Genomic DNA, 13,595 nt, shown 5'->3' with positions numbered 1-13,595 from the left:
GCGCTGCGTCGATCTGGTCGTATGCCTTGGCTTCACCGCCGAACTTGGCAGACAGCACGGTAGCGATGGCTGCCGTCAGCGTCGTCTTGCCATGGTCCACGTGGCCGATTGTGCCCACGTTGACGTGAGGCTTGGTGCGCTCGAACTTACCTTTTGCCATTTTTCCGACTCCGAAAAAAATCTATACCAATACAACTGGATCTCGGCGCAACCAGAATCGGACGCACCTGAAAGTGGTGCCCATGGCGGGAATCGGACCCGCGACCTCTCCCTTACCAAGGGAGTGCTCTACCACTGAGCCACATGGGCAACTTGACACCGCTCGCGCGACATCAAAATCTCTAACTCAACAAACCAGCACAACAAGCAATGGAGCGGGAGACGGGAATCGAACCCGCGTCATTAGCTTGGAAGGCTAGGGTTCTACCATTGAACTACTCCCGCATCGACCAACAGTCTTTGCGCGCCCAGCCCCGCAAAAAACGAGACCAAACACCAACCTCATCACTTCTATCACTGGTGGAGGGGACTGGATTCGAACCAGTGTAGGCGTAAGCCAACAGATTTACAGTCTGCCCCCTTTAGCCACTCGGGCACCCCTCCGGAGAATTTCGAATTATAGCACCAGTTTTTTGCAGTCCGGAGAAATTCATAAGACCAAGCCACCACGCCAAGTTCATGACAGGAGGCAAAGCTATACAAATTCATGGTGCGGCTGGCGGGGATCGAACCCACGACCCTTGGCTTCGGAGGCCAATACTCTATCCACTGAGCTACAGCCGCACGACCGAAATGGCACAGCTTCACATTATCGCACGCCACCACACACCAAAGGAATCAATCACAACCGACTCCCGCACGACGACGAAATGGATGGCACATCAGGAAGGAAGACCACAAACCTCGGCACACAAGGACACCGGCAGCGAGAGCCCCAACCCCAACAAGAAGGCATCGGTACAGGCGCCGCCAACACCCACAAGATCAAAACCACCCTCGCTCAGGATCCAGTTTCGAATCAAGCCATCGAACAGGGCATGCAAACCAATCGCCGCCTCGATCGGAGCCATCGGCAAGACAACCCCCTGGTGCTGCGCCCCCAACGCGAAATCACGCGCCAGCTGCTGCGTAAAACCCTCCGACGCAGCCACATGGCGGTCACGCACCCCCACAAGCTCACTCACATACTCTACTTTGTAGAGCGCGATCTCAAAAACCCTGCGCGTTCGCTCATCTGAGGCAACGCCGCGCAGCACGAGCGCCATCACCGCGCGCAATCGCTGCACAGGGTCTGGGCAGGTGCTGCTCTCAAACTCCCCGTAGCCTTGCTCCAGCGGAAGTGTCACCCGATCCATCATGGCATTGAAAAGATCCACCTTGTCCTTGAAGTGCCAGTAGATCGCTCCCCGCGTAGCCCCCGCAGCCTGCGCAATATCACTCAGCGAAGCGCGTGAGACCCCCTTCTCCCGAAAAACCTGCTCCGCCGCATCAATCAAGCCGTTGCGCGTGGCAACCGCATCTTCCTTGGTTCGACGCGCCATTGGTATTTGTCTCCTCGTTTTGCACACTACGTACCCACACGATCCACAAAGGCATCGGCTGTCACAATTATACATTCATGTCTGTATGTATAATCGCGCACTTATTTTGTCGGGCTCTGGCCTGGTCGGGCCCTCGGCAAGCGGCCCATCCCCTACAACCCGATTCCTTGACGCCCATCAAAAGGACTCCCATGCTGCGTGATGCATCTGCAACTCCCTCCTTTAGCGCCTTTCCCACCCGCAGGGCTGTCTCTCTGGTTGCCTTGACAGCAACAACACTGTTTCTCGCCTCTTGTGGCAAGACGGATGGCCAAGCACCCGCTGAAGGGCCGCAAATGCCACCTGTTGAGGTGGGTGTGGTGACGGCAACGCCTGGCGATGTCGGCTTGATCACCGAATTGCCGGGCCGTGTGGAGGCCTCGCGGGTTGCACAAGTACGTGCTCGCGCCGCAGGCATCCTGCAGCAGCGCCTTTTCAAGGAAGGCAGTGATGTGAAGGCAGGGCAGTCGCTGTTCCGCATTGACCCCGCTCCCTACGCCACCGCATCGGAAAGCGCGCGCGCAGGCCTGGCCAAGGCCCAGGCCAACCTCGCACAGGCCAGTGCTCAAGTGGAACGCTACCGCCCGCTGGTGAGTGCCAACGCCATCAGCAAACAGGATTTTGTGAATGCCGACGCTGCCGAAAAGCAGGCACAGGCAGATGTGGCCACCGCCCGGGCTGCCGTACGTACGGCAGACATCAACCTGGGTTATGCCAGTGTGACCTCTCCCATCTCGGGCCGTATCGGCCGGGCTCTGGTTACCGAAGGTGCGCTCGTGGGACAAGGCGAAGCAACCCCCCTGGCGGTGGTGCAGCAGATCGACCCCGTGTATGTGAACTTCACCCAGTCGGCCGGCGACGTCTTTCAGTTGCGACGGGCCATGGAAAGTGGACAGTTCAAGCGTGCAGGCAGCGCAGAGGCCGCCAGTGTCAAACTCGTGATGGGCGATGGTTCGGAGTACGCCCAGACAGGAAAGCTGCTGTTCACCGACCTGTCGGTGGACGCCACCACGGGCCAGGTCACGCTGCGCGCCGAGGTGCCCAACCCCAAGGGCGAGCTGCTGCCCGGCCTGTACCTGCGCGTGCGCATTGAGCAAGCCCAGGCCAGCAATGCCATCACCCTGCCTCAGCAGGCTGTCACGCGCACCCAACAGGGCGACACCGTGAGCGTGGTGGGCGAAGACGGCAAGGTGTCCCAGCGCACCATTAAGGTCAGCGCCGCACAAAACAACCGGTGGGTGGTTCTTGAGGGGCTGAAGGCCGGAGAAAAGATCATGGTGGACGGTTTCCAGAAGCTGCAGATGCTGCCTCCCGGCACGCCCGTAAAACCCGTCCCGTGGCAAGCTCCGGGGGCGCCTTCGACACAGGCCGCCACACCTGCTGCATCGGCCGCTTCGGCCGCTTCGGCATCGAAGCCATAAGGGGCATTCCAGCATGGCCAAGTTCTTTATCGACCGCCCCATCTTTGCATGGGTGATTGCCTTGTTCATCATGGTGATGGGAGGGGTGGCGATCACGCAGTTGCCGATTGCCCAGTATCCCCCTGTCGCGCCGCCGTCCATCGTCATCAACGCTGCCTACCCTGGCGCCTCCGCGCAAACCCTCGAAGACAGCGTGCTGTCGGTGATTGAACGCGAGATGAACGGCTCACCCGGGCTGATCTACATGGAGTCCGTCGCGCAGGCCGATGGCTCCGGCAGCATCACCCTGAGCTTCCAGCCCGGCACCAACGCCGACCTGGCGCAGGTCGATGTGCAGAACCGGCTCTCGCGAGCCACGCCACGCCTGCCCTCGGCCGTGACCCAGCAAGGCGTGCGCGTGGACAAGTCGCGCTCCAACTTCCTGCTGTTCACCATGCTCTCGTCCACCAATCCTGCCACAGACACGGTGGCGCTGGGCGACTACGCATCGCGCAACGTGGTGCCCGAACTGCAGCGCCTGAAAGGCATTGGCCAAGCCCAGCTGTTCGGTACCGAGCGTGCCATGCGCATCTGGATCGACCCGGCCAAGATGGTGAGCTTCAACCTCTCGGCGGCCGAGATCACAGCCGCCATCCGTGCGCAGAACGCGCAGGTAGCCAGCGGCACCATCGGCGACCTGCCCAATGTGGCGGGCCAGGGCATCGCGGCCACCGTGGTGGTCAACGGACAGCTCTCCAGCGTGGAGCAGTTCGGCAACATCGTGCTGCGCGCCAACACCGATGGCTCCACGGTCCGCATCAAGGATGTGGCGCGTGTCGAGCTGGGCGGACAGGCCTATGCCACGGCTGCACGCCTGAACGGCAAGCCCGCCGTAGGCATCGGCGTGCAACTGTCTCCCAGCGGCAATGCCCTCGAAGCCGCCAAGGCCGTGCGCACAAAGATGGATGAACTCTCGCGCTACTTCCCCGAAGGCATGAGCTGGAGCATCCCCTACGACAGCTCGCGCTTCGTGGACATCTCCATCACCCAGGTGGCCAAAACACTGCTGGAAGCCGTGGCGCTGGTGTTCCTTGTGATGTTCCTGTTCTTGCAGAACTGGCGCTACACCATCATCCCGACCATCGTGGTGCCCATCGCACTGCTGGGTACGTTCGCCACACTGCTGGCGCTGGGTTTCTCGATCAATGTGCTGACCATGTTCGGCATGGTGCTGGTCATCGGCATCGTGGTGGACGATGCCATCGTGGTGGTGGAGAACGTCGAGCGCATCATGAGCGAGGAGGGTCTTTCGCCACTGGAGGCCACCCGCAAGGCCATGCGCCAGATCTCGGGCGCCATCATCGGCGTGACCGTGGTGCTGATCTCGGTGTTCGTACCTTTGGCCTTTTTTGCCGGGTCCACCGGCAACATCTACCGCCAGTTCTCGGCGGTGATGGTGGCATCCATCGCTTTCTCGGCCTTCATGGCGCTGTCGCTCACACCGGCACTGTGCGCGACGCTGCTCAAGCCCGTAGAAGCCGGCCACCACCATGAAAAACGCGGCTTTTTCGGCTGGTTCAACCGCAGCTTCTCACGCACGGCCAAGGGGTACGAAGGCTTTGTTGCGCGCATGCTCAAGCGGGCCGCGCGCTACCTCGTCATTTACGCCGCCATCATCGGCGCCGTGACCGTGGTGTACATGCGCTTGCCCACCTCGTTCCTGCCCAGCGAAGACCAGGGCAACATCATCGTCAATGTGCAACTGCCCCCCCGGTGCGACGCAGGAGCGCACGCTGGCCGTGATGCAACAGGTCGAGGAATTCATCCTCAAGCAGCCCGAAGTTCAAAGCATGGTGGGTGTGCTGGGTTTCAGCTTTTCCGGCCAGGGCCAGAATGCGGCCCTCGCCTTTGTGACCCTGAAGGACTGGAGCGAGCGCCACGGCCCGGGTCAGTCTGCGCAAGACGTGGCCAACCGCGCTTTTGGCGGGCTGATGGGCATCCGCGACGCGTTCATCTTCCCGCTGAGCCCTCCCCCCATTCCTGAACTGGGCAACGCCAGCGGCTTCACATTCCGCCTGCAGGACCGAGGAGGCGCCGGGCACGAGGCATTGGTGAAGGCACGCAATCAGCTGCTGGGCATGGCCTCGCAAAGCAAGGTGCTGACCCAAGTGCGCCCGGATGGACTGGAAGACGCACCCCAGCTGCAGATCGATATCGACCGCGACAAGGCCAATGCGCTGGGTGTGCCGTTTGATGCGATCAACTCGGCACTGTCCACGGCACTGGGTTCGAGCTATGTGAACGACTTCCCGAACCAGGGCCGCCTGCAGCGTGTGGTGGTGCAAGCCGATGCGCCTGCACGCATGCAGCCGGACGATCTGCTGAAGATCAACGCCGCCAACAGCCAGGGCAAACCTGTGCCACTTTCCGCATTTGCCACAACGCGCTGGGTCAACGGCGCACAGCAGACGGTGCGCTACAACGGTTATCCCGCCATGCGCATCTCGGGCGCACCGGCCCCTGGTTTCAGCACGGGCGCAGCGATGGCAGAGATGGAAAAACTCGCCGGCCAGTTGCCTGCAGGCTTCGGCTTCGAATGGACTGGCCAGTCGCGCGAGGAAAAGCTGGCGGGCTCCCAGTCGCTGATCCTCTACAGCTTTGCCATCCTGGCCGTGTTCTTGTGCCTGGCCGCGTTGTATGAGAGCTGGTCGATTCCGCTGGCCGTGATTCTCGTGGTGCCGCTGGGGGTGCTGGGTGTGCTGCTGGCCACCCTGCTGCGCGGCTATGCCAATGACGTGTACTTCCAGGTGGGGCTGATCACCATCATCGGGCTGTCAGCCAAGAACGCGATTTTGATCATCGAATTTGCGAAGGACCTGCAAGCCCAGGGCAAGAGCGTGATCGAGTCGGCACTGGCGGCGGCCCACCTGCGGTTCCGCCCCATCGTTATGACGTCGATGGCCTTTGGCCTCGGGGTGTTGCCACTGGCCATTGCGTCGGGGGCCGGCTCGGCCAGCCAGCGCGCCATCGGCACCGGCGTGCTGGGCGGGATGATCACCGGCACGGTGCTGGCCGTGTTCTTCGTGCCCGTGTTCTTCGTAGTGGTGCGCAGTCTGTTCAAGGGCAGCGCGCGCCAGCAGGAGATGAACCGCCGCCACGCAGAAGAAGCAGGAGTTGGAACCCATGACTAATCACCCACGCACTACCGCCATCGCCCTGGCAACGGCCCTGCTTCTGGCCGGCTGTTCGTTCATACCCACGTACGAGCGCCCTGCAGCGCCAGTGCCGGCCAACTATGCCACCACGGACGCGGCAGCCCCAGGCGCTGCAACTGCCGCGCCCTGGCAAGATTATTTTGCCGAGCCCCGGCTGCGCCAGCTCATCGAGGTGGCCCTGGCCAACAACCGCGACCTGCGCGTGGCCGTGCTCAACATCGAGCAGGCCCGCGCCACATTCCAGGTGCGCAGGGCCGACCAGTACCCCGGCGTGGGCCTGGCCGCCAACGCGAGCCGCGCGCCCGCCGCAGGGTCCGGCGATCTGACCAACTCGTTCAGCGTGGGCCTGGCCGTTTCGGCCTGGGAGATCGACTTCTTTGGCCGCATTGCAAGCCTCAAGGAACAGGCCCTTGCCCAGTACCTCGCCACCGAAGAAGGCCGCAACGCCGCACAGGTCAGCCTCGTGGCTGCCGTAGCCAACGGCTGGTTGAATCTGCTGGCCGATGAAGAACTGCTGGACCTGTCGCGCCAGACCCTCGCCTCGCGCGAGGAGTCCATCCGATTGACCAAGATGCGCCTCGATGCAGGCGTGGCCTCGGAGCTGGACTTTCGCCAGGCCGAGTCACTGACCCAGGCGGCGCGGGCCACGCTGGCCCAGCAGCAGCGCCAACGCGCGCTCGACGAAAACGCCCTGGCGTTGCTGTTGGGACAAGCCCTGCCCGATGACATTCGTGCCAGCCTTACAGGCAGCAGACTGGCAGCCGCCCCCGCCATGGCACAGCTGCCGGCGGGGCTCCCATCCGAACTACTGACCCGCCGCCCCGACATCCGCCAGGCGGAGCAGCAGCTGATTGCTGCCAATGCCAACATTGGCGCCGCCAGGGCCGCGTTCTTCCCGCGCATCTCGCTCACAGCGCAGGCAGGCACCGCCAGCGGCGAGCTGTCGGGCCTATTCAAGAGCGGCTCGTGGGGGTTCACGATTGCACCCTCCCTGCTGCTGCCCATCTTTGATGCAGGGCGCAACCAGGCCAACCTGGAAAGCGCCCAAGCGGGCCGCAGCATCGCCGTCGCGCAATACGAAAAAGCCATCCAGACGGCCTTTCGCGAAGTGTCGGACGCGCTGGCCGGCCAGGCCACACTGGGCGAGCAGGCGCAGGCGCAACAGTTGCAAGCGCAGGCCGAGGCCGCCCGGCTGCAACTGTCTGATCTGCGCTACCGCAATGGCGTGTCGAGCTACCTGGACCTGCTGGACGCCCAGCGCTCGCTGTTCACGGCGCAACAGGCTGTGGTGCAGGTGAAACTTGCCCAATTGCAAAACCAGGTGGCGTTGTACAAGGCCCTGGGCGGCGGTGCACCCGAAACGACAGCAGGCAACCCCTCCTGACGCAGGCGGCGGCAAGCTTGGCGCGGCCCCCATGGTTTTCGGGCGCGTGCCAGGCTCAGGCTGTGTGGGGTGAGATACAGGGCGCGCGCGGGCCTGACCCGAAGGCAACAGCCCCGCAGATATAATTTAAGGTTGATTTCATCAAAGCCCCCGATACACCAGAGGACGTCATGAGCGACAACCACCACGAAGAAGCCCATACCGGCCCGATCAAGAACCCCAAGCAGTTGCTGGTCGCGGTACTTTTCTCGTTTGTGATTCCGATCTTTGCCATCATTGGCTTGGTCCTGTACGTCACATCGGCAGACAAGCCTGCCGCTGGTGCCGTCAATCCTGAGAAAGCCATTGCCGAGCGCATCCAGAAGGTGGGCATGGTCGAGATCCGTGACGCCAACCGCCCTCTCCGGGCTGGCGAAGAGGTGTACAAGGGCCAGTGCGCCGCCTGCCATGCAACCGGCGCCGCTGGTGCTCCCAAATTTGCCGACGCTGGCGCCTGGACGGCCCGCATCGCCACCGGCTTTGAAACGCTGGTGCAATCCGCCCTGAAGGGCAAGGGTGCGATGGCACCGCAAGGTGGTGGCGACTTCAACGACACCGAAATCGCACGGGCCGTGGCCTACATGGCCAATGCTGCCGGCGCCAAGTTTGCTGAGCCTGCAGCACCCGCTGCGGCTGGTGCTGCTCCGGCAGCCGCAGAAGCCGCTCCCGCCGCCCCCGCCACGCCGGTGGCAGCAGCAGCCCCCGCCGCAGAAGCCGCGCCAGCCGCTGCCGCGCCGGTGGCAGCGGCCGCCGCCGCGGGCGCAGGCGAAGCCCTGTACAAGCAGGCCTGCCAGGTCTGCCATGCTGCAGGCGTAGCCGGTGCTCCCAAGTTTGGTGACAAGGCCGCCTGGTCGGCCCGCCTGCCTGCCGGCATCGATGCGCTGTACAACAGCGTGGCCAAGGGCAAGGGCGCAATGCCTCCCCGTGGCGGTGCAGCCCAGGCGTCAGACGCCGACCTGCGCGCAGCGGTCGAGTTCATGGCTGCCGCCGCCAAGTAAGCCTTCCCCTTGCGGCATGTGCGGTGCACCCTTTGGGGCATTGCATGCAGGCATAAAAAAAGCCGGTTCAGTGGACCGGCTTTTTTGCTTTTCAGGATTGCTTTGTATCCACCATGCGCGGTGACCCAGGGGTTTCGCGGGCACCCCACTGGCCCTGCGGGCTCATGACAAAGCCGTAGCGATCAGGCAACTCTTCCGCCAGCACTTCCTGCGGCAGCCAGCGCCCTGCTTCCACGGCTTCGGCCACCAGAGGCACGTCCAGCGTATGCACCAGGCCCACGCCCAGCGCCGACGTCAGGTAGACGTAGCCCTGCGCGTCCACCAGGCAGTCTTGCACCGCCGCGCCACGGCCCGTGTGGGACACCACCGAAAAATCGGACTGTATGCGCCAGATCCAGGGCGTAGCCTCCAACTCTACATACACCCGCTGGGGCCCGTTCTGAAAGAACCATCGCCCCTGTCCATCGGCTTCGTAATTGCGCGCGATGAATTCGATGAGCTTTTCATGCTGCAGCAAGGACCCCTTGCTGTGTGGAAACGGCCCTGCTGCCTGGGCCTGGTCATCGCGCAGGTACCAGTGGCCACGCGCGTCCAGGCCCAGCCAGCCATAGCAGTCGGGCACGTTGGGCCATTTGGCCAGCGCCTGTTTGACGATGTCATCCATGCGGCGATTGTGCGCCCGCCCGCGTCCCAGCCCCTGCGTGTTCCGCCAACCACCCGCCCACCGCGTCGGGCATGGCACGCACGTGCCCCGGCAGGCGGCCATGGGCAAACCCGACGTGGCCGCCGTGTGGCGGCTGCCAGAGCGTGACGAACCCATTGCGCACCTCGTGCGGCAGCGGAAGGCTGGCGGCCGGGACAAACGGATCGTTGCGCGCATTCACCACCAGGGCCGGAACGCGGATGTGGTGCAGCAGCGGCTTGGCCGACGCCCGCTGCCAGTAGTCCTCGGTGTTCCGAAAGCCATGCAGCGGCGCGGTGAACACGTTGTCAAACGCATACAGGTCGCGCGCCGCCATCAGTGCCTGGCGATCGAACAACCCGGGGTGCTGCGCGAGTTTGCGCAGCGCCTTGGGCACCAGGGTGCGCATGAACATGCGTGTGTAGACCTGTCGGTTGAAGCCACGCCCGATGGCGTGCCCCCCTGCGGCCAGATCGACGGGCGAGCACACGGCCGCCACGGCATCGGCGCTGCGCGCGGCGTCTTCGCCCACCTCGGCCGCCCAGCGCAAGAGCGCATTGCCGCCCAACGAGACCCCCACGGCCACCAAGGGGCCCTGGTGCGAGGCGCGCAGGCGCTGCAGCATCCAGCCGATCTCTGCATGGTCGCCCGAGTGGTAGGCGCGGGGTGCAAGGTTGATCTCGCCACTGCAACCCCGGAAATGGGGCAAGGCGCAGGCCCAACCGCGCTCGCGCGCCCAGTCGGCAAAGGCCTCACAGTAATGGCTGCGCGACGAGCCTTCCAGGCCATGGAAGACCACCAACAGCGGCCGGAGTGCCGCAGGCGCCGTGGCCCCCTCCTCCAGCAGAAAATCCACGTCTACAAAGTCACCGTCCGGCGTGTCCCAGCGCTCTCGGCGGTACACGGGGCGGGGGCCGAACACGCGGCGCGAATACAGGGCTGGCCAGATGGTCTGGAGCTGTCCACCGGGCAACCATCGAGGTGCTACATATTTCATAGCTATTTGCGCTTTCCTATCAAGCGCCAGACCCTAAAAAGGCTTGGATTCAAGGCCCCACCACTCAGTGCAGCACGGGCCGTTGGGCGTCCACCACCTGCGCATCGGGCGCGACGCCGGGGCTCGCATGGTGGGCCACCAGGCGCCAGCCTTCCGGGGTCTTGTGATAGACATTGGTGGCCAGCACCACGGCCTGGTGCAGGCCGTCGGGCAGCATCACCTCGACCTGCTCGACCACGCTGTGCACAGCGCTGGTCAGCGCCACCACACGGTGCACCTGCAACGGCCGCGCCCGCACCGTGCCATGCGAAAACATCGCCTCGAACGCCGTGCGAATCGCCCCAGCACCCAGCAGCCGGGGCCCGCCGGGATGCACGCAGATGATGTCGTCGTCTTCTGCCCAGCAGGACATCAAAAGCTCGATGTCGCCCCGCTGCAAAGCCTCATAGAACGCGGCTTCGGTTTCGTCCGAGGAACCTCCGAGGGTGGCGGCGCTGGCGCGAGAACGGGGCATGGTGGTTGGTGAGGCGTCTGGGATGGAAGGTGGCGCGGCGGCCATGCGGCCCGCCATGTGCGGGTTGCTATTGTGCGGCCATCTCCCAAAGCCTTGTGGCCCGCCCGGAAAGTGGCACCAGGGACGGCACTTGTTGCAGAATCAGCCAAGCTGCCGGTTGATGGCACCTTGGCGTCTTGTCTCTGTGCCCCAAACTGTCCCTGAACTCCACCTGGCGAAGCCACCATGATCCAACGCATTTTTGCCCTGCTGACCGCCCTGCTGGCGCTGAGCGCCTTGACCGGCTGCGGCTACAACGACTTCCAGCGGCTGGACGAGCAGTCCAAGGCCGCGTGGAGCGAGGTCCTCAACCAGTACCAGCGCCGCGCAGACCTTGTGCCCAACATCGTCGCCACCGTCAAGGGCGAGGCCAACTTCGAGCAGGAAACCCTGACGCGCGTGGTCGAGGCGCGCGCCAAGGCCACCTCGATCCAGGTCACGCCCGAAACCCTGAACAATCCCGAGGCGTTCAACAAGTTCCAGCAGGCGCAGGGCGAGTTGTCGGGCGCGCTGTCGCGGCTGATGGTGGTATCCGAGCGCTATCCCACGCTGCAGGCCAACCAGGGCTTTCGCGACCTGCGCGTGACGCTGGAAGGCACCGAGAACCGCATCACCGTGGCGCGCAACCGCTACATCCAGACGGTGCAGGAATACAACGTGCTCGCGCGCAGCTTTCCCACAAACCTGACCGCCATCGCGTTCAGCTATGCGCCCAAGCCCAGCTTCACCGTGGCCAACGAAGCCCAGATCTCCGCGCCGCCCACCGTGGATTTCTCCGCATCCAAGCCCAAGCCTTGAACGCGGCCCTCTCCATCGCTGAAAATTTGAGCAAAATATGCACCTAGCGCTTATCTATAAAGCGCTGATAGCTATATTATTGATAGCATTTGCAGCCCCATGGGCGCATGCTGACGATGGCCTGTTGCCCGTGCCCGCGCTCACCGGCCCCGTCATCGACCAGACCGGTACCCTGAGCGCTTCCGACAAGGCCGCGTTGGAGACGCAGCTGCAAACGCTGGAGCAGACCCGGGGCGCGCAGGTGGTGGTGCTGATGGTGCCCACCACCGCTCCCGAAGACATTGCATCGTTCGCCAATCGCGTGGGCAACACCTGGAAGATCGGGCGCAGCGACGTGGGTGACGGCGTGCTCGTGATCGTGGCCAAGAACGACCGCAAGATGCGCATCGAGGTCGCCAAGGCCTTGGAAGGCGCCATCCCCGACATTGCAGCGGCGCGCATCATCGACGACGCCATGAAGCCCCGGTTCCAGCAAAGCGACTATGCGGGCGGCCTGCGTGACGCAGTCACCCAGCTCTCGGCACGCATTGCCGGTGAGGCGTTGCCAGCGCCTGCCAGTAGCGGCAATGCGGCCCACAGCCCGGACAACAGCCGCGATGGATTCGACTGGACGGACCTCGCCGTCTTCCTGTTCTTCGGTGTGATGGTGGCCGGGCCGCTGGCGCGCAGCATTTTTGGCAGCCGCCTGGGGGGCTTGCTCATGGGCGGCGGTGTGGGCTTGTTGGCCTTTGTGGTCACCTCCAGCCTGATCGTGGCGGGCGGCGCGGGCCTGCTCGCACTGCTCTATACCTGGATCTTCGGCGGCACTGGCGGTGGCAGCAGCCGACGGCGTGGTCGAGGTGGTGCGGCGGTCGGCGGCTGGGGCGCGGGTGTCGGCGGCGGAGGCTGGAGCGGCGGTGGCAGCAGCAGCGACAGTGGCGGGTTCAGCTCGGGTGGCGGTGGCGATTTTGGAGGCGGCGGCGCCTCGGGGGACTGGTGAACATGGGTCCAGGATCAACAACCACCACCTCCATAGCGACCTTACCGGCCGCCCTCTGGCGCCTGGCCCGCCATCGCTGGGGCGAGCCCCAGGCACGCCGCGCGCTGCCCGGCGACACCCTGGAGCGCCTGGCCGCGCGGGTGGCTGTCAGCGAGCAGCAGCACACGGGCCAGATCCGCATCGTCGCCGAAGCCAGCCTGCCCTGGAGCTACCTGCGCCGCAACGCCAGCGCGCGCGAACGCGCCCTCATGCTGTTCAGCAAATACCGCGTGTGGGACACCGAGCACAACAACGGCGTCTTGATCTACCTGCTGCTGCCCGAACACGCGATAGAGATCGTGGCCGACCGGGGCCTTGCCCGGCATGTGGCAGCGGACGAATGGCGCGATGTGATTGCGCTGATGGCTCCCCGCTTTCGCCAGTTGCAGTACGAAGAGGGTCTCGCACAGGCCATCGACGCCGTGTCCTTGCGCCTTGCCCGGCACTTTCCACGCCTGCCCGATACGCCCGGGCACAACGAATTGCCGGACGCACCGGTGCTGCGCTAGACATCGCGCGCGCAGCCTCCACGGCGGGAGGCTGATCGCACGGAGTTGCCTCCAGAAAGTGGGTTGACGCTGCGGGCTTTTGACGGCCCGCCCAAGCGATTTGCGGGCCCAGCAGAAGCGCGGTTTGTTGGGGGAGTGGCTGGCGCTTCCTGCGCCGTGCATGTCTTTCGGGGCATTCTCACCGTTCCAAATGAGCCGCAGGGTTTTCCTCTAGATCACCTTGTTTCAAGGCGATCTTCTCGCTCATTACGAAATCCGCGACCGAAGTTCCCAGCCCATTGTTTCCAATACTGGGACAGTTAGTTTGCGACTCGGTGGTTTTTCTTTGGACTTCACCCGCGTACAGTTCAACCCATCGATGAGCCGAACCCGCAAGGCGACTCACCGAACCCGGTTCAGGAATGGTTTTTTGACCCGGCTTT

Annotated in this window: 12 protein-coding genes, 4 tRNA genes and 1 pseudogene; 7 read left to right on the top strand and 10 right to left on the bottom strand. The window is 64.0% G+C overall.

The features are described from left to right. The 6 genes from NFX52_RS26025 to NFX52_RS26000 form a co-directional block, all read right to left on the bottom strand. On the bottom strand, positions 1–160 hold a 160-nt coding region (locus NFX52_RS26025; RefSeq protein ID WP_238385723.1), incomplete at its 3' end, for a GTP-binding protein. A 74-nt stretch (positions 161–234) separates the two neighbouring features. Continuing rightward, positions 235–309, bottom strand: a tRNA-Thr gene (locus NFX52_RS26020). 61 nt (positions 310–370) lie between these two features. Beyond that, positions 371–444 (bottom strand) — tRNA-Gly (locus NFX52_RS26015). A gap of 73 nt (positions 445–517) precedes the next feature. Next, a tRNA-Tyr gene (locus tag NFX52_RS26010) sits at positions 518–603 on the bottom strand. A 104-nt stretch (positions 604–707) separates the two neighbouring features. Next, positions 708–783 (bottom strand) — tRNA-Arg (locus tag NFX52_RS26005). A 98-nt stretch (positions 784–881) separates the two neighbouring features. After that, positions 882–1,541 (bottom strand): TetR family transcriptional regulator, encoded by a 660-nt coding sequence (locus NFX52_RS26000; RefSeq protein WP_055401279.1) that lies wholly within the window; start codon positions 1,539–1,541, stop codon positions 882–884. 191 nt (positions 1,542–1,732) lie between these two features. On the opposite strand from NFX52_RS26000, the gene NFX52_RS25995 reads away from it, so the two are divergent. From NFX52_RS25995 to NFX52_RS25980, 4 genes and pseudogenes are all read left to right on the top strand, one after another. After that, entirely contained in the window at positions 1,733–3,001 is a 1,269-nt protein-coding gene (locus NFX52_RS25995) for an efflux RND transporter periplasmic adaptor subunit (RefSeq protein WP_055401281.1), read from the top strand. Between the two features lie 13 nt (positions 3,002–3,014). Next, positions 3,015–6,171, top strand: a pseudogene (locus NFX52_RS25990) (efflux RND transporter permease subunit). Next, positions 6,164–7,579, top strand: a complete 1,416-nt coding sequence (locus NFX52_RS25985) for an efflux transporter outer membrane subunit (RefSeq protein ID WP_207402142.1) — start codon at positions 6,164–6,166, stop codon at positions 7,577–7,579. The pseudogene NFX52_RS25990 and the gene NFX52_RS25985 overlap by 8 nt, the downstream one beginning before the upstream one ends. Positions 7,580–7,749: 170 nt before the next feature. Continuing rightward, positions 7,750–8,616 (top strand): c-type cytochrome, encoded by an 867-nt coding sequence (locus NFX52_RS25980; protein ID WP_121422021.1) that lies wholly within the window; start codon positions 7,750–7,752, stop codon positions 8,614–8,616. A gap of 91 nt (positions 8,617–8,707) precedes the next feature. Here NFX52_RS25980 and NFX52_RS25975 read toward each other — a convergent pair whose 3' ends face one another. From NFX52_RS25975 to NFX52_RS25965, 3 genes are all read right to left on the bottom strand, one after another. Further along, the gene (locus NFX52_RS25975) at positions 8,708–9,280 is read right to left on the bottom strand and encodes a DUF2946 family protein (protein WP_055401290.1); all 573 of its coding nucleotides are present in this window, start codon (positions 9,278–9,280) and stop codon (positions 8,708–8,710) included. Then, on the bottom strand, positions 9,273–10,295 hold the full coding sequence (locus NFX52_RS25970; RefSeq protein WP_055401292.1) for a YheT family hydrolase: 1,023 nt from the start codon (positions 10,293–10,295) through the stop codon (positions 9,273–9,275). The genes NFX52_RS25975 and NFX52_RS25970 overlap by 8 nt, the downstream gene beginning before the upstream one ends. A gap of 64 nt (positions 10,296–10,359) precedes the next feature. Beyond that, complete coding sequence (locus NFX52_RS25965) at positions 10,360–10,809, bottom strand: YybH family protein (protein ID WP_055401297.1); 450 nt, start codon at positions 10,807–10,809, stop codon at positions 10,360–10,362. Positions 10,810–11,034: 225 nt separating this feature from the next. Between NFX52_RS25965 and NFX52_RS25960 the strand changes: the two genes are divergently transcribed. Genes NFX52_RS25960 through NFX52_RS25950 form a run of 3 tightly spaced genes read left to right on the top strand, consistent with a single transcriptional unit; the run spans position 11,035 to position 13,173 of the window. Then, complete coding sequence (locus NFX52_RS25960) at positions 11,035–11,646, top strand: LemA family protein (RefSeq protein WP_242701291.1); 612 nt, start codon at positions 11,035–11,037, stop codon at positions 11,644–11,646. 37 nt (positions 11,647–11,683) lie between these two features. Next, the gene (locus tag NFX52_RS25955; protein ID WP_055401294.1) at positions 11,684–12,625 is read left to right on the top strand and encodes a TPM domain-containing protein; all 942 of its coding nucleotides are present in this window, start codon (positions 11,684–11,686) and stop codon (positions 12,623–12,625) included. A gap of 2 nt (positions 12,626–12,627) precedes the next feature. After that, a complete protein-coding gene (locus NFX52_RS25950) occupies positions 12,628–13,173 on the top strand; it encodes a TPM domain-containing protein (protein ID WP_055401296.1) in 546 nt (181 codons plus the stop codon). A 178-nt stretch (positions 13,174–13,351) separates the two neighbouring features. Here the strand turns inward: NFX52_RS25950 and NFX52_RS25945 are convergent. Then, on the bottom strand, positions 13,352–13,595 hold a 244-nt coding region (locus NFX52_RS25945), incomplete at its 5' end, for a hypothetical protein (protein ID WP_238385722.1).

Source organism: Acidovorax facilis (assembly GCF_023913775.1).
Classification (GTDB): Bacteria; Pseudomonadota; Gammaproteobacteria; order Burkholderiales; family Burkholderiaceae_C; genus Acidovorax; species Acidovorax facilis.
This window is presented reverse-complemented; position numbering and strand designations above follow the sequence as displayed.

What these genes read in the sequence shown, in the direction of transcription:
- NFX52_RS25965 (WP_055401297.1), bottom strand. Translation starts at nt 10,809, where the DNA reads ATGCCCCGTTCTCGCGCCAGCGCCGCCACCCTCGGAGGTTCCTCGGAC.
- NFX52_RS25960 (WP_242701291.1), top strand. Translation starts at nt 11,035, where the DNA reads ATGATCCAACGCATTTTTGCCCTGCTGACCGCCCTGCTGGCGCTGAGC.
- NFX52_RS25950 (WP_055401296.1), top strand. Translation starts at nt 12,628, where the DNA reads ATGGGTCCAGGATCAACAACCACCACCTCCATAGCGACCTTACCGGCC.
- NFX52_RS25995 (WP_055401281.1), top strand. Translation starts at nt 1,733, where the DNA reads ATGCTGCGTGATGCATCTGCAACTCCCTCCTTTAGCGCCTTTCCCACC.
- NFX52_RS25980 (WP_121422021.1), top strand. Translation starts at nt 7,750, where the DNA reads ATGAGCGACAACCACCACGAAGAAGCCCATACCGGCCCGATCAAGAAC.
- NFX52_RS25975 (WP_055401290.1), bottom strand. Translation starts at nt 9,280, where the DNA reads ATGGATGACATCGTCAAACAGGCGCTGGCCAAATGGCCCAACGTGCCC.
- NFX52_RS25955 (WP_055401294.1), top strand. Translation starts at nt 11,684, where the DNA reads ATGCACCTAGCGCTTATCTATAAAGCGCTGATAGCTATATTATTGATA.
- NFX52_RS25970 (WP_055401292.1), bottom strand. Translation starts at nt 10,295, where the DNA reads ATGAAATATGTAGCACCTCGATGGTTGCCCGGTGGACAGCTCCAGACC.
- NFX52_RS26000 (WP_055401279.1), bottom strand. Translation starts at nt 1,541, where the DNA reads ATGGCGCGTCGAACCAAGGAAGATGCGGTTGCCACGCGCAACGGCTTG.
- NFX52_RS25985 (WP_207402142.1), top strand. Translation starts at nt 6,164, where the DNA reads ATGACTAATCACCCACGCACTACCGCCATCGCCCTGGCAACGGCCCTG.